The 14228-nt window shown below is 60.6% G+C and carries 15 protein-coding genes; 9 read left to right on the forward strand and 6 right to left on the reverse strand.

Annotated elements, in window-relative coordinates:
* The first annotated feature begins 61 nt into the window (after nt 1-61).
* Together MOP44_RS24775 and MOP44_RS24780 are read left to right on the forward strand one after the other, a co-directional pair.
* Complete coding sequence (locus tag MOP44_RS24775; protein WP_260793148.1) at nt 62-415, forward strand: hypothetical protein; 354 nt, start codon at nt 62-64, stop codon at nt 413-415.
* Nucleotides 416-507: 92 nt separating this feature from the next.
* Nucleotides 508-2808, forward strand: a complete 2301-nt coding sequence (locus MOP44_RS24780) for a TonB-dependent receptor (RefSeq protein ID WP_260793149.1) — start codon at nt 508-510, stop codon at nt 2806-2808.
* 48 nt (nt 2809-2856) lie between these two features.
* Here MOP44_RS24780 and MOP44_RS24785 read toward each other — a convergent pair whose 3' ends face one another.
* The 5 genes from MOP44_RS24785 to MOP44_RS24805 form a co-directional block, all read right to left on the reverse strand.
* Nucleotides 2857-2991: a hypothetical protein gene (locus MOP44_RS24785; protein ID WP_260793151.1), complete on the reverse strand. Its 135-nt coding sequence runs from the start codon at nt 2989-2991 to the stop codon at nt 2857-2859.
* Between the two features lie 310 nt (nt 2992-3301).
* Nucleotides 3302-4018 carry an SIR2 family NAD-dependent protein deacylase gene (locus tag MOP44_RS24790; protein WP_260793153.1) on the reverse strand — a complete coding sequence of 239 codons (717 nt, stop codon included), beginning with the start codon at nt 4016-4018 and terminating at the stop codon, nt 3302-3304.
* Nucleotides 4019-4109: 91 nt separating this feature from the next.
* Entirely contained in the window at nt 4110-5084 is a 975-nt protein-coding gene (locus MOP44_RS24795; protein ID WP_260793155.1) for a quinone oxidoreductase family protein, read from the reverse strand.
* A 165-nt stretch (nt 5085-5249) separates the two neighbouring features.
* The gene (locus MOP44_RS24800) at nt 5250-6242 is read right to left on the reverse strand and encodes a glycosyltransferase family 2 protein (RefSeq protein WP_260793157.1); all 993 of its coding nucleotides are present in this window, start codon (nt 6240-6242) and stop codon (nt 5250-5252) included.
* Nucleotides 6243-6327: 85 nt separating this feature from the next.
* Nucleotides 6328-6639, reverse strand: a complete 312-nt coding sequence (locus MOP44_RS24805) for a tetratricopeptide repeat protein (RefSeq protein ID WP_260793159.1) — start codon at nt 6637-6639, stop codon at nt 6328-6330.
* 164 nt (nt 6640-6803) lie between these two features.
* Here MOP44_RS24805 and MOP44_RS24810 point away from each other — a divergent pair, with 164 nt between their 5' ends.
* The 7 genes from MOP44_RS24810 (at nt 6804) to MOP44_RS24840 (ending at nt 12554) form a co-directional block, all read left to right on the forward strand.
* Nucleotides 6804-7343 carry an acyl-CoA thioesterase gene (locus MOP44_RS24810; protein WP_260793161.1) on the forward strand — a complete coding sequence of 180 codons (540 nt, stop codon included), beginning with the start codon at nt 6804-6806 and terminating at the stop codon, nt 7341-7343.
* Nucleotides 7344-7483: 140 nt separating this feature from the next.
* The gene (locus MOP44_RS24815; RefSeq protein ID WP_260793163.1) at nt 7484-8314 is read left to right on the forward strand and encodes an Mrp/NBP35 family ATP-binding protein; all 831 of its coding nucleotides are present in this window, start codon (nt 7484-7486) and stop codon (nt 8312-8314) included.
* Between the two features lie 6 nt (nt 8315-8320).
* Complete coding sequence (locus MOP44_RS24820; RefSeq protein WP_260793165.1) at nt 8321-8773, forward strand: GNAT family N-acetyltransferase; 453 nt, start codon at nt 8321-8323, stop codon at nt 8771-8773.
* Nucleotides 8774-8785: 12 nt separating this feature from the next.
* Entirely contained in the window at nt 8786-9466 is a 681-nt protein-coding gene (locus tag MOP44_RS24825) for an adenine nucleotide alpha hydrolase (RefSeq protein ID WP_260793166.1), read from the forward strand.
* A gap of 39 nt (nt 9467-9505) precedes the next feature.
* On the forward strand, nt 9506-9976 hold the full coding sequence (locus tag MOP44_RS24830; RefSeq protein WP_260793168.1) for a VOC family protein: 471 nt from the start codon (nt 9506-9508) through the stop codon (nt 9974-9976).
* A gap of 99 nt (nt 9977-10075) precedes the next feature.
* Complete coding sequence (locus MOP44_RS24835) at nt 10076-10840, forward strand: ABC transporter ATP-binding protein (RefSeq protein ID WP_260793170.1); 765 nt, start codon at nt 10076-10078, stop codon at nt 10838-10840.
* A 4-nt stretch (nt 10841-10844) separates the two neighbouring features.
* Nucleotides 10845-12554, forward strand: coding sequence for a hypothetical protein (locus MOP44_RS24840; protein ID WP_260793172.1), 1710 nt, complete (start codon nt 10845-10847; stop codon nt 12552-12554).
* A 10-nt stretch (nt 12555-12564) separates the two neighbouring features.
* Here MOP44_RS24840 and MOP44_RS24845 read toward each other — a convergent pair whose 3' ends face one another.
* Entirely contained in the window at nt 12565-14094 is a 1530-nt protein-coding gene (locus MOP44_RS24845) for a choice-of-anchor tandem repeat GloVer-containing protein (RefSeq protein WP_260793174.1), read from the reverse strand.
* Nucleotides 14095-14228 lie beyond the last annotated feature (134 nt).

Below are 14228 nucleotides of genomic sequence, written 5' to 3' on the forward strand. Positions count from 1 at the left end.
GCCGATGATACCTGAGTCGTCAAGGCCAAGGCAGGCGCTTTCGTTGTAGGATCAAGGGAAGATGCGGCGTTTTGTATCCATCGTGATCCTCCTGTTGTGCAGCCTGGGGCCGCTGAACGCCCTGCTGCCGGGCAGCGAGGAGTCGCAGTTGCCGGCGTGCTGCCGGCGGCATGGAATGCATCACTGCATGATGGCGCTGGCCGAGCAGGCCGGTAACGGGCACGTGGTTTCTGCACCCTCGCGCTGCCCGCAGTATCATCGCGGCTCTGTGGCAAGGGTCGGGGTGTACACGCCTTCGACCGGCATTGGAGTTGCGCAGCCGATCGAAAGCGCCGGGATACCTGCTGAGTCTCAGACTGTTACGCTGCGGCGTGCCTGGACCGAGGGCAATCGCGGACCTCCCACTCTCCTCTAATCCTCCGTCACTTCCCCTTTGAGAATGCTTTTTCGACGCGGTGGCGTGATGCTGCGCGCGTTTTCGCTTTCATCAGTGAGGTCGGGTTCCAGGTGAAACGTCTTCCCCTTGTTCTTATCTTTATCTTTTGTCTGCTGCTGGCAGCGGGATCGCCGGCGTTCGCTACGGTGTTCGCTACGATCAACGGCATCGTTCACGATCCGCAGCACAGGCCTGTTGCGGGCGCTGCTGTTGCGCTGAAAGCGTCCGAATCTGATTTCAATTTGTCAGCTGTCACGGGGTCCGATGGCGGCTTTGTGTTCGCAAACGTGCCGATTGGAACCTACCAGTTGGAAGTGACGGCTGCGGGATTCGCGACCGTCTCACAGAGGATTATGGTGGCGTCGGGGACCAACCCCGTTGTGCACATTCCGCTGGAGGTGGAAGGTTCCACGCAGACGGTGGAGGTGCATGCGTCGGACTCGATTGCGACTGACACCGTGACTCCGACGACGCTTATTTCGCGGGAGCAGATCGAGACGACGCCGGGGGCAGGACGCACGCTCGGCATGCAGATGATTACGGATTACGTGCCGGGCTCGTATATGACGCACGACATGCTGCACATCCGCGGGGGACACCAGACGAGCTGGCTGATCGACGGCATTTCGATTCCGAACACGAAGATTGCTTCGAATCTGGGGCCTCAGATCGATCCCAAGGATATCGATCAGCTTGAGGTGCAACGCGGCAGCTATGCGGCGGACGTGGGCGATCGCACGTACGGCGTGTTTGACGTGCTGCCGCGTAACGGATTCGAGTTCGATCATCAGGGCGAGCTTCTGCTGACCGGCGGCAACTTCAAGACGGGCGAGGCGCAACTTTCGTTCGGCGATCACAGCGCGAAGACCGCCTGGTACGCCAGCGCGACCGGATCGCGGTCTGATTATGGGCTGCAGACGCCGGTGCCCGAAGTGCTGCATGACGCGACCAACTCCGGCAGCGGATTCCTTACGCTGATTCGGAACCAGACGAGCAGCGATCAGCTTCGGCTCACAGCACAGTATCGGCAGGACTTCTTCCAGGTGCCGTACGATCCGAATCCCGACGACTGGCAGCAGACGGGCTATTACTCCTCTTATGGGCTGCGGGATGTGCAGAAGGAGCGCGACTCGTTCGTGATCGCTAACTGGGTGCACACGCTCTCGTCGAAGGCGCTGTTTGAGGTGGCTCCGTTCTGGCACTTCAACCAGGCAAATTACGACTCGGAGGCGACGGATCTTCCGGTGGCAACGACGTGGCATCAGCAGTCGAACTACGCCGGCGCGCAGGCGGATGTGCGTGTGAATGCGGGGCCGAACAATTTCTCCGGCGGACTGTATTCTTTCGCGCAGTGGGAGAACGATTTGTATGGGCTGAAGGTGAACGATGGGTCAGGTGCGAGCGAGCCGAATACGCCGGCGAGCACCACGGCCGGCATTGTTGAATTGCATGCTTCCGATCATTTGCACATTGGGAAATATGTGACGCTGCTGGGCGGGCTGCGCGTGTCCAACTACCATGCGGGGCTGGATGAGAATGCGGTGTATCCGCGGGTTGGGGCAACGGTGGAGATTCCGCATCTGCACTGGGTCTTGCGCGGGTTCTACGGGCGATTCTTTCAGCCTGCGCCGGTCCTGACGGTTTCGAGTTCGATGCTCAATTACGTGCAGGGCCAGCCCGATGGGGCCAACACGTTTGTGCCGGTGCCGTCAGAGCGCGATGAGGAGCACCAGTTCGGCGTCCTGATTCCGTGGCACGGCTGGTCGCTCGATGTGGACACATTCCACAACCGCATCAACAACTTTCTGGATCACGCCAGCCTGGGTGAGTCGAACCTGTACTTCCCTATCTCTGTCGACGGAGCGCTGGTGCGCGCGTGGGAGATGGCGCTGCGCTCGCCGCAGATCGCGCACCGCGGGCAGTTTCACCTTGCCTACTCTAACCAGATCGCCGAGCAGCGCGGTCCTGTTACTGGCGGATACACTTGCACGCTGCCCAACGATCCCGCCTGCAGTGATGGGCCGGATTACGAGCCTGTGGATCACGACCAGAGGCACACACTGAACACGGGCATCAATCTTGCGCTGCCCGCGCGCACGTGGTTCGCTTCGAATGTGTATTACGGGTCGGGGTTTGTGAACGGGCTGGCCGGGTCAGGCGTGGGACCTTACCAGGGCGCGTATCTGCCGGCGCATACGACGTTCGATGTTTCGGGTGGATGGAATGTGGGCGAGAACTGGAAGCTGTCGGCAAGCATGATGAACGTGACGAACCATCGCGTGCTGCTGGATAACTCGGTGACGGTGGGTGGGTTTCATTACAACGATCCGCGGATGGTGACGGGAGAGGTGAGGTACAGGTTTAGGTTCTGAGGGGGCAAGGAAAGACTAAGGATGCACGGATGGCGGCCCTTGACGCGATTACGATTTCGGACCGTCTTCATTCCAGAGGAACAGCGGCGGCGTAAGCACCAGATCTTTCAATTTCGATCCGCAATTCAGGAATTCATTGATCACATGGAATTCGCCACTGCGCAGAGCAATCGTATGCACCATCTCCGCGCGCTCCGCAGTTCGAAGCCAAGTGCGCGCAAGTTCAGCACATGCGATGAAGACGCTCTCCTTCTTCAGCAATCCTCTGATCCGCGTATCCTGTTCGCGCCCACGTTCAAAGAACTCCGAGAACGTAACGCCAGAATCCCTAAGCCACGCTCGGGTACACGCTATTGGAAGGAATTCGACTATGCGCGCTGCAGTATCCCGGCCGAACTCCTCCGATACCAACCGCTGAAAGAGCACGACGTCGTCTTCCTCTGGGTGTTGAAGAATGATGTGAGCGGCTCGCTCTACCGAACGGCGAATAGTCCTATTCCACATGGAACAATCCCGGCATGACTTCGCCCGCCTTGCCCTCGACGATTGTCGTGAAGGCCTGCGCGTTCAGCGGGCGCTCGGGGCCGATGTAGATGGTGCGCGCGCCGTTGTGGCGAGCCCAGTTGACGAAGTTGGCTGCGGGATAGACGGAACCTGAGGTGCCGATGACGACCATCACTGTCGCGCGGTCGATCTCGCGCTGGATGCGGTCCATCTCGAGAGGGATCTCGCCAAAGAAGACGATGTGGGGGCGGAGTCGCGCGCCGCAAGCGCAGCGCGGAACTTCGTCGAGACTTTTGTAGACGGCGGTGTCGGGGACGGGAGGGCGGCCGCAGTCGTCCTCGCAGCGCGACTTGGCCAGCTCTCCATGCATATGGACCAGACGCTGCGAACCGGCGCGCTCGTGCAGGTCGTCTACATTCTGCGTGCAGAGAAAGAATCGGTCGCCGAGCTTCGCTTCAAGCTGAGCCAGCGCCACGTGCGCCGGATTTGGGTTCGCCGTTGAACCCTGCGCACGGCGCTGCGAATAGAACTCCCAAACCAGCGCGGGATTCTCCGAGAGCGCCTCGGGCGTGCAGACATCCTCAACGCGGTGCCCGGCCCAGAGTCCGTCCGAAGCGCGAAACGTAGGCAGGCCGCTCTCGGCGGAGATGCCGGCGCCGGTGAGGACGAATACGTGGTCAGTGGGAGAGAGGGAGATGGAGGACATGTTGGAGCCTGCAGCCGGTAGCTCGGAGCCGGTAGCTCGTCGGTTGCACAGATGAAGCTGCGGCTACCGGCTGCGAGCTACCGGCAGTCGTTCACGGTTCGAGCAGGATCTTGCCCGTCGTGCGGCGATTCTCCATGTCGGACTGCGCCTGGCCCGCTTCTGTCAGTGGATACATGTGCTCCATGCGCAGCTTGAGGTCGCCGGACTTGACCCAGTTGAGAACGTCGCCGGCGCGCTTCTCCAATTCGTCGCGCGTTGAGATGTAGTGCCAAAGCGTAGGCCGCGTGAGGAAGAGCGAACCTTTGCCGCTGAGCTGGATGAGATCGAAGGGCGGCACCGCGCCGCTCGACCCGCCGAACAGCGCCATCAAGCCACGCGGCCGGAGGCAGTTCAGGCTGCCATCGAACGTCGTCTTGCCCACGGAGTCATAGACCACGTCCACGCCCTTGTTGTTTGTCAGGCGCTTCACTTCGGCGACGAAATCCTGCTGCGAATAGACGATGACGTCGCTGGCGCCGGCTTCGCGCGAGAGTTCCGCCTTCTCCTCCGTGGAGACCGTGGTGATGACGCGTGCGCCGATCTTTGCGGCCATCTGGGTGAGCAACAGGCCGACACCTCCGGCTCCTGCGTGGATGAGGCACGTCTCGCCGGACTTCAGCGGCCAAGTCGAATAGGCGAGATAGTGCGCGGTCATGCCTTGCAACATCGCGGCGGCGGCCTGCTCGGGCGTCACGCCGTCTGGCACCTTGATGAGCTGCGCTGCCGGAACCAAAGCGTATTCGGCGTAGCTGCCCAGCACGCCGACGGCAGCCACCGTGTCGCCGGGCTTGAAGCCGCAGCCGTTGACGCCGGGGCCGCACTCCTCCACGGTGCCCGCCGCTTCACTGCCCGGAGTCATGGGCAGGGTCGCCTTGTACTGGCCTTTGCGGAAGTAGATTTCGATGAAGTTCATCCCGACGGACTCGACGCGGATCAGCACCTGTCCGGGCCCGGGCACGGGGATGGGAAGATCAACCAGCTGGAGGACTTCGGGCCCTCCCGTTTCACGAATCTGGATGGCTTTCATAACACGGCAAGGATAACGCACAAAACAGGGACAAAGGGACAGAGGGACAAGGGACAAAAGGACAAAGCGAAAGAACGGCAGAGTGGCGAAGGCAGAAACAGAAAGGCCCGCTCAGAATTCCGAGCGGGCCTTGTTTTCTGATCCCTGTTGCCTGTCCCTTGCTTCTTAGTCCCTGTCGCTGAGGATGCTGGGCTCTTCGGGGGCGCGGAGCCGCACCAGGCGGTCGATCGCGTAGGGCGTGTTGTGCTGCGAGCTGTAGTAGTGCCGCACCTGGAGTTCGCCCAGCAGTCCGAGCGCGAGAAGCTGGACGCCTGCGAGGATGAGCACGCCGGCGATAACGAACAGCGGCGCGTGCTGATCCATGATGTTGGCGTGCGGATTGAAGATCTTCATGCCCAGCAGCGTGGCTGAAAAGATGGTGCCCAGCAGGATGCTGATGGCGCCGAACGAGCCGAAGAAGTGCAGCGGCCGGCTCATGTACTTGATCAGGAACCGGATGGTCAGCAGATCGAAGAACACGCGGAAGGTGCGGCCGATGCCGTAATGGCTCTTGCCGCGCAGGCGGTTCACGTTCTTGATCGGAATCTCGCAGATCGACGCGCCGTACCAGGCGGCCAGCGCCGGGATGAACCGGTGCATTTCGCCGTAGAGCGGGATGTTGTGGATGACCTCGCGGCGATATGCCTTGAAGGTGGTGCCGAAGTCGTGAATGTCGACGCCCGAAAGCTTGGCCATTAGCCAGTTGGCGATCTTTGAAGGGATGCGGCGCATGACGAAGTTGTCAATGCGCTTCTCGCGCCAGCCGGAGACGACGTCGTAGCCCTCCTCGAGCTTTTCGAGGAAGTTGGGGATCTCGTCGGGATCGTGCTGCAAGTCGCCGTCCATGGAGAGGATGAACTCGCCCGAAGCGTGGTCGAATCCGGCGGCAAGGCCGGCAGTCTGGCCGAAGTTGCGGCGCAGCTTGACAACCAGGACCCGGCTGTCGACCGCGGCAATCTCTTCAAGAAGCTTGTAGGTGCGGTCGCTGGAGCCGTCGTCCACAAAGACGAGCTCGAAGGAGTCGCCAACCTGCTCCATCACCTGCTTGAGGCGATCGTAAAGCGCGGTGACGTTCTCTTCTTCGTTGTGGAAGGGCACTACGATGGAATACTTCGGCATATCAATAGTATAGACGCGCGTCAAATTCAAAGGATTTACCGAAATTTAGAGGGAGAAGGGCCGGTTGGCACCGGCCGCGGGAGATTTAGCCTTGCAGTTCGTCGAGCATCGCTTGCATCTCACTCAGAGCATGGCGGTTGCCGGTCCGGGCGGCGCAACTGATGCCGTCCTTGAGTCGGGCAATGGCTTCGTGGGTACGCCCCGCCTTTGAGAGCGTCTGGGCCGCCATGAAGTAGCCGGCTGTGTAGTCGGGGTCCTTCTGGAGCAGTTGATCGAACTCGGCCATGGCCGCGTCCGTTTCGCCGCGATTGGCCAACTCCACGGCTATTCCGTAGCGCGCGAAGCTGTTCTTGGGATCCAGGGCAAGAATCTCTTTTAGACCTGCAATTTTGTCCATAGTGCTCATTTAGAAAGCTCGGCCACCTGTGAGATTTGCGTTATAGAAGGGCGATTGCCGACACTGGAACTAAAGTGGCCCCGCTGATCGGCTCCCGTGGTTCCATTGTAGCTGGACTGAGGGTTTCCGGGTTGGCCGCCGCTAAAGATTGGAGCCGGCACAAGATGAGTTCGACGGAAAGCATTCCCACAATGGCGCGTAGCGTCGCCGAATCGCAGTCGGAGATGAACGAGATCGTTCTACCGAACGATGCCAATGTTCTTGGAAATCTGCTTGGCGGCCGGCTCATGCACTTCATCGATCTGGTTGGAGCCATGGCGGCCTATCGTCATTCGCGTACTCACGTGGTTACGGCGGCCATGGATCATATCGACTTCATCCAGCCGGTGCACGTGGGCGACCTGCTCACGCTCAAGTCGAGCGTGAACCGCGCGTTTTCCACATCGATGGAAGTGGGCGTGAAGGTGTGGGTGGAAAACACCCAGACACAGGTGATGCTGCACGTGGCGAGCGCCTATCTGGTGTTTGTAGCGGTGGATCAGAACGGACGGCGTGTGCGCGTGCCGGAACTGAAGCCCGTGACCGCCCACGAGGAGCGCCGGTGGCATGATGCCCTGCTTCGCCGCGAACACCGCGAAAGCGAACATGCCCGACGGAAAGCGGCGAGGAAGGTATCGGCGGCCGCGGACCAGGCCGGCAGCTAGTCGCGCGATCGGGACGGAAGAGTCGCGCGGTCCTGTAGACTTTGAGTAGATCCTTTCGCGCAGTTTGCGCGGAGAGACGCTCGTCTCTGATCGATCGAATTCCCGCACGAAAGTGGAATTCCCAAAGGAGTACCAAGCTTATGGCGCATGGACATGCCATGCCTCAGCCCGTGGCTTTGCCGGGCGTTTCCAAGATCATCGCAGTGGGTTCGGGCAAGGGCGGCGTGGGCAAAACCACCGTGGCCGTCAACCTCGCTATTGCTCTGTCGAAGCTGGGCCAGCGCGTTGGTCTGATCGATGCAGACATCTACGGGCCCAACGTGCCGCTGATGATGGGTTCGAGCCAGTCGCCCAAAGTGGGCGCCGGCAACATTATTGAGCCGAACGAGACGCACGGGCTCAAGACGATCTCCATCGGCTACATTTCGCCAGGCGACAAGCCGCTGGTGATGCGCGGCCCCATGCTGCACCAGATCATCCGCCAGTTTCTGCAGCAGGTGAACTGGGGCGAGCTCGATTACCTCATCGTCGATCTGCCCCCGGGCACTGGCGACGTGGTGATCTCGCTTGTACAGACGGTTCCGCTCACCGGCGCGGTGGTTGTCTCGACGCCCAGCGACGTGAGCCTGCAGGACGCTCGCAAGGCTCTGGAGATGTTTGCGCAGGTCAACGTGGAAGTGCTCGGCATCGTCGAGAACATGAGCCACTTCACCTGCCCGCATTGCCATGAAGTGATCGACATCTTTTCGAAGGGCGGAGCGGAGAGGACGGCAAAGCAGTTCAACATTCCTTTCCTGGGATCGATTGAGCTGATCCCCGCCATTCGCGAAGGCGGCGACAAGGGTTTGCCGGTCGCGCTGGCTGGTCCCAAGAGCCCGCAGGCCACGGGGTTCTATGATGCTGCGCAGAAGTTGATGGAACGCGCCGAAGCCGCAGCAGCATCCGCCAGGGACGTGTTCGAAATCAGCTGAGGACGCATGCTCAACATCCGCTCCGTGGTACCCGCTGATTATGACCAGTGGAAGCCGTTGTGGGATGGCTACAACACGTTTTATGGCCGCCACGGGGCGACGGCTCTGCCCGATCGCATCACGCTGCAAACCTGGTCTCGGTTCTTCGATGCGTTGGAGCCCATGCATGCGCTGGTAGCAGAGCAAGACGACAAGCTGGTTGGTCTTGCTCACTATCTCTTTCACCGCAGCACTATCTCGATCGCACCCAACTGCTATCTGCAGGACCTGTTCACGCTCGACTCGGCGCGCGGCCAAGGCGTTGGCGCCGCGCTCATCGCAGAGGTCTACCGCCATGCCGACCACGCCGGCTGTCCGCGCGTGTACTGGCATACTCACGAAACCAACGCCACCGCAATGCGCCTGTACGACAAAGTCGCCGAGAAGAGCGGCTTTGTCGTCTATCGCAAAATGTTCTGAGATCATCTCCGCATGAAACGCGTTCTTCTCTCGTGGAGCAGTGGCAAAGACTGTGCGTGGGCGCTGCACGTTCTGCGCCAGGCGAGTGGCGTAGAAGTTGTCGGCCTGCTCACCACGATCAACACTCAGTTCGATCGCGTGGCGATGCATGGCACCCGCCGCGCGGTACTGGAAGCACAGGCAGAAGCCGCGGGTGTGCCGCTCTGGACAGTGCCGCTGCCCTGGCCCTGCCCTAATGAAATTTATGAAGCGCGGATGGCGGAAGCTTGCGCGCGTGCGAGGCGCGAGCAAATCGACGCTGTCGCTTTCGGCGACCTCTTTCTCCCGGATGTGCGCGCCTATCGAGAGCGCCAGTTGGCCGGTACCGGCCTGGAGCCGCTATTTCCGTTATGGCAGATCCCCACCGGCGAGTTGGCCCGGGCAATGATTGATGAGGGGCTGCGCGCAAAGCTCGTTTGCGTGGATTCGCGGCAATTATCAGCTGCGTTCGCAGGACGCGATTTCGATGCAGCATTGCTGTCGGACCTGCCTCCGGAGATTGATCCCTGCGGCGAGCGAGGTGAGTTCCACACCTGCGCGTATGACGGGCCGATGTTCGCCAGGGCCCTGGAGCTCGAGCCAGGCGAAATCGTCCATCGTGATGGATTCGTCTTCGCCGACTTTTTACCGTTGCAGGAAGCCGTCATCGGGTAATCTTTTTGGGAATCAAAATTCGTTATCCGAAGGTTCCCCATGAGTAATTTTGCCGCTCCCATCACGCCATTCCTCTGGTTCGATCAGAACGCTGAAGAGGCTGCCAAGTTCTATGTCTCCATCTTTCCCAATTCCCGCATAGTCGACGAACTGCGCAACCCAGGCGAGGCTCCTGGACCGAAGGGCGGCGTTCTCACCATCTCGTTCGAGCTCAATGGCCAGCGGTTCATCGGGCTCAACGGCGGCCCGGCCCATCAGTTCAATGAGGCGGTCTCGTTTGTGGTGAACTGCGACAACCAGGAGCAGATCGATTACTACTGGTCGAAGCTCCTTGAGGGCGGCGGCAGCGAGATCGCCTGCGGCTGGCTCAAAGACAGGTTCGGTCTCCGCTGGCAGGTGACGCCCGCCAAGATCGGCCAGCTCATCAAGCACCCCAAGGCGATGCAGGCGATGATGCAGATGACCAAATTCAACATTGCCGAACTGGAGCGCGCTGCCGCCGAATCCTGAGCCGCTCCCGCCCCGTCCGGCTCTCACGGCGAACGGGCATCTTGACAATCCGTATGTTGAATGCTACATAGGTAGGGCTGGAAATACGAGGCCCTACCCATGCTTGAACTACGGCGTGTCTCCAAGCACTTTGCAGGAATTCCTGCGGTCGATGACGTCAGCTTCTGCGCCCGACCGGGCGAGGTGACCGGCTACCTCGGTCCGAACGGCTCCGGTAAATCGACAACCATGAAGATGATCACCGCTCTGATTGAGCGAACCGCGGGACACATCCTCTTCGACGGCAAACCCATTGACGACGACCTCATCGGCTATAAGCGGCGGATGGGATACGTGCCGGAGGAGCCGCACCTCTACGTGCATCTCTCCGGAGTCGAGTACCTGCTGATGGTGGCGCAACTGCGCGATCTTCCGCCGCGCCAGTCCTCGGAGCGCATCGACGGTATGCTACGCCTGCTTTCGCTGTATGACGATCGCCACGCTTCCATCTCTGGATACTCGAAGGGCATGCGGCAGAAGATCCTCATCGCCGCCGCCCTGCTGCACAATCCCGACCTCGTGCTGCTGGACGAGCCGTTCAGCGGCCTTGATGTAGCGTCGGCGCTGGTCCTTCGCAGCCTCATCCAGCAGCTCGCCGCGCGCGGCAAAACCGTGCTGTTCAGCTCGCACGAGCTCGACACCGTGGAGCGCATCAGCAACCGCGTGGTTATCCTTCATCGCGGCAGGCTCGTCGCCGATGACTCTATTGAGCACCTGCGTTCTCTGATGGAACTGCCCACGCTTGAGGCGATCTTTTCGCAGCTCGCCGTTGAGCAGGATTCCACCGCACTGGCGCGCAATTTCGCAGATCTGATCGAGGCATAGCGCGATGCGTAAGCTCATTGCGGCACTTCTGCACCGACTAGGCGAGCACATGCCGTTGCAGTTCCGCGTGCTGCACCGTCAGTTCCTGCTGCGCGTCATTGATCTTGAGGCCCTGTCGATCGAAGCGGACATTCCACGCTTTCTCGGCCAGTTCGTGGGCGTGCTGATGATGCTCAGCTTCCTCCACGCCTTCGCCGTCTATGTGGCCATTGCGCAGTATCCTCTGGCGCTGGAGCACTACCTCATATCGACCATGATGCTGGTCGCGGGACTGATCACGGTCGTAAGCTGGGATGCTATCTTCCCTGACCGGCGCGATGCCATGGTGCTGGGTCCTCTTCCCGTGCGGCCGCACATGATTCTTGGTGCGAAGGTCTGCGCCTGCGCGTCGCTGCTCGCGATCGCTCTGCTGGCGCTGAATACGGCGCCTGGGTTCGTGGCTGCGCTCATATTGGGCCAGATTCACGACTCCATCTTCGGATTCCCTCAGGTGCTGGCGGCGTACTCCATCACCATGGTCGCGGCGACTCTGTTCCTCTATTGCGCGGTGCTCGCCATGCAGGGCCTGATGGCTTTACTGCTGCCGCGACGGCTGTTCCTGCGCATTTCAGCCGCGCTGCAACTCGGATGCTTCGGGCTGTTCATTTCTGTCTATTTCCTCGAGCCATCGTTCACCACGCCTGCGTTGCTCACGGATGCGCGGAATCACGCAACACTAGCCGCGTTGCCGCAGTACTGGTTTTTGGCAGTGTTCAACCAGATCAACGGCACGTTGCCGCGGGAACTGTTCTGGCTTGCCTGGCGCAGCTGGATAGGCCTTGCACTCGTGATCTTCGGCGCGGCCGTCTCTCTAGTGCTTTGCTACATGCGCACGATGCGAAAGACCGTCGAAGCTCCGGACCTGCTTCCGGGGACCGGCGGATTGCACTGGACGCCGCGCTTCGGCGGCCTGCGCACCACCATCGCGATCTTCTCGTTGCGTTCACTGATACGCAGCCGGCACCATCGGGTGGTCTTCGCGTTCTTCATGGCGATTATTGCAGCGATTGGCGTAACCTGCCTGCGGCGGGAGATCTTTGCGCCTGCGCCCGAAGCCATCCACAAGGATTTCCTGATTTCGACGCTCATGATGATGAGCCTTTCGGTGCTGGGCTTGCGCGCGGTTTTCGCTCTTCCCATCTCGCTCAACGCAAACTGGATGCTACGCACCACGCAACTGCGGCCCACTAGACGATACATTGCGGCCACGCGTACCACGCTGCTGGCCGGTTCTGTCATTCCCATGCTGTGCGTCGCGGCTGCGCTCGCTCTGAACTACCGATCAGCTCTGCAAGTCGTTGGACATCTCGCAATGCTTGCACTGTTCGGGATTCTTTTCGTCGAGTTGGCCCTCATCAAATTCGACAAGGTGCCGTTTACATGCTCGTATCTGCCAGGGAAGGCGAACGTGCAGATCATCTTCTGGGGCGCGGTGTTCGTGTGGATCATCCTGGGCGTTCTCGCCGGCACCTTCGAGATGCGCGCGCTGCACGATGGCACGAGGTTCGCCGAAATGGCAGCAGTGCTGGTCGGGTTGATCGCCGCGGTGGGTGGATACAATCGCGTGCACGCAGCCTCTGCCGAACTCTATTTCGAAGAAGTCGAGCCTGAGATCGTGACGAAACTTGGTCTCATGCACATTCCGTCGCGCGCAAGCGAGCTCTCGGCGAAGTGAGCGCTTATGTCTATTGCGGGCCGGCGCACTGGCCGCTGCAGGCGATCTTGAACCTGTAGAGGGTGTGGTAGGCCGCGGTTGGAGTGTATACGCGGAGAATGCCGGTTCTGGCTCCAGGCGGCACCACCACCTCCATGTAGGTGTCGCTCAGGGATTTGACGGTTGCTGGGGACGCGGCAATACCGCCGAAGGTGACACCTGTTACGGTCGAAAGTCCCTGGCCGATGATGCCGATGCGATCGTTGACGTTCGCCGAGCGTCTGCCTACCACCGAGATGATCGGGCCGGACCCGGACGGGATGCTGAACAACTCTCCTCCGTCGTCGTAAGCCCCGTAAGTGATCGAGCCCCAAAGGGACGTCCCTCCATGCGAGGTGAGCCCGTAGATCCTGCCGTTGGTGTGCAGCATGGGGGTAGACAAAGGCGCGCTCCCTGGGCCGACGCCATTCGACCCGGATGCGCGATAGAAGTTGAAGATTGTGAGGAAGTTGATACCCCCTACATCCATCCTGAATATCGTTCCGGCAGCCACCTGCACTCCCTGAGCCGTGCCACCGCCAGAGCACAGGCCGAAGAGGTACCCGCTATCTCCTTCGACAAGTCCACTCTCGGAGTCGACGCCATCGGCGGTCTGGAAATTATGCAGGATTGTGAACCCCGAGCCGTCAAGCTGAACCCTGTAGACCGTGCCCCCGTTGTACTGGCCGGCATCGCTTGCGGTTCCGTAGAGCGCGCCATCGCTGGCCTGCATCACGGGCCCCCAGGGCTGGCCGCCATCGCCGTGGCCGCCGTTGGAGTTGGGATTCAGCGGATTGATGTTGTAGATGCCGGTGAGTACACCGCCCGGAGTGACGCGAAAAATGCCACCACCATTGTCATTCGAGGGCGCTACGCCGTTGATGGGCAGGCCGCCATGGGGGAAGGTGCCGTAGAAATTGCCGTCGTCCGCGATAATCAGAGGCGCCTTGGTGCCTGAAGGCAGCGCGTGAGACCACACGAGCGTGCCGGCACTTGGATCGACTTTGTAGACGACACCGGCTGTCGAGCCATCGTAGGTGGTGCCGTAGAGATAACCGTCCGGGCCTTGAATGGGAGCGGACGCGGGATAGGTACCCGAACCTGTCCCGGTGAAGAAATACACCGGGATCAGAGACGTGCCCCTGAGTTTGAACAGGGTCCCGTACGCGCCGTTGCCAAGGCCCCCGTGTTCCGTGGATCCGTAGAAATTTCCGTCGATTCCCAGCGTTAGGCCGGAATTGGGCGTCACGGGGCCTCCGGTCAGGAAGCCACGGATCAAGGGGATCCCGTTGGGTGGAAACACGAACCAACTTCCGTTTCCGACAACGTTGCCGACGCCCTGGGGCATGGTGCTGTAGAGATTGCCGTCACGGCCCTGCGCAATGAGATTCGACCACACCGGGCAGCAGGCGTCATAGGGCGAGTTGAAGGTGTAGATCAGGTTGATCTGGGCTTGTTCCAACGCGGGGCAGGCAAGCACGGCGAGCGCGATCAGCAGAATGCGGACCTTGATTTTCTCCATGGCTTACTCTCTTTTGGGGAAATGGGAAACCCGAAAAAGAGCCCACGCGCGGTGGGGAGGCCGCGCGAACAACGCATGGGGAGGATAGTCCAAATGCAGGCGAGATGCAATGATCAGTTTCGCCCGGATCAGCG

This window comes from Occallatibacter riparius, from assembly GCF_025264625.1.
Lineage (GTDB): Bacteria > Acidobacteriota > Terriglobia > Terriglobales > Acidobacteriaceae > Telmatobacter > Telmatobacter riparius.

Bases quoted from the DNA above. Each gene is read 5' to 3' on its own strand.
- MOP44_RS24775 (WP_260793148.1), top strand. From the start codon at position 62: ATGCGGCGTTTTGTATCCATCGTGATCCTCCTGTTGTGCAGCCTGGGG.
- MOP44_RS24785 (WP_260793151.1), bottom strand. From the start codon at position 2,991: ATGGTGCATACGATTGCTCTGCGCAGTGGCGAATTCCATGTGATCAAT.
- MOP44_RS24790 (WP_260793153.1), bottom strand. From the start codon at position 4,018: ATGTCCTCCATCTCCCTCTCTCCCACTGACCACGTATTCGTCCTCACC.
- MOP44_RS24795 (WP_260793155.1), bottom strand. From the start codon at position 5,084: ATGAAAGCCATCCAGATTCGTGAAACGGGAGGGCCCGAAGTCCTCCAG.
- MOP44_RS24800 (WP_260793157.1), bottom strand. From the start codon at position 6,242: ATGCCGAAGTATTCCATCGTAGTGCCCTTCCACAACGAAGAAGAGAAC.
- MOP44_RS24805 (WP_260793159.1), bottom strand. From the start codon at position 6,639: ATGGACAAAATTGCAGGTCTAAAAGAGATTCTTGCCCTGGATCCCAAG.
- MOP44_RS24810 (WP_260793161.1), top strand. From the start codon at position 6,804: ATGAGTTCGACGGAAAGCATTCCCACAATGGCGCGTAGCGTCGCCGAA.
- MOP44_RS24815 (WP_260793163.1), top strand. From the start codon at position 7,484: ATGGCGCATGGACATGCCATGCCTCAGCCCGTGGCTTTGCCGGGCGTT.
- MOP44_RS24820 (WP_260793165.1), top strand. From the start codon at position 8,321: ATGCTCAACATCCGCTCCGTGGTACCCGCTGATTATGACCAGTGGAAG.
- MOP44_RS24825 (WP_260793166.1), top strand. From the start codon at position 8,786: ATGAAACGCGTTCTTCTCTCGTGGAGCAGTGGCAAAGACTGTGCGTGG.
- MOP44_RS24830 (WP_260793168.1), top strand. From the start codon at position 9,506: ATGAGTAATTTTGCCGCTCCCATCACGCCATTCCTCTGGTTCGATCAG.
- MOP44_RS24835 (WP_260793170.1), top strand. From the start codon at position 10,076: ATGCTTGAACTACGGCGTGTCTCCAAGCACTTTGCAGGAATTCCTGCG.
- MOP44_RS24840 (WP_260793172.1), top strand. From the start codon at position 10,845: ATGCGTAAGCTCATTGCGGCACTTCTGCACCGACTAGGCGAGCACATG.
- MOP44_RS24845 (WP_260793174.1), bottom strand. From the start codon at position 14,094: ATGGAGAAAATCAAGGTCCGCATTCTGCTGATCGCGCTCGCCGTGCTT.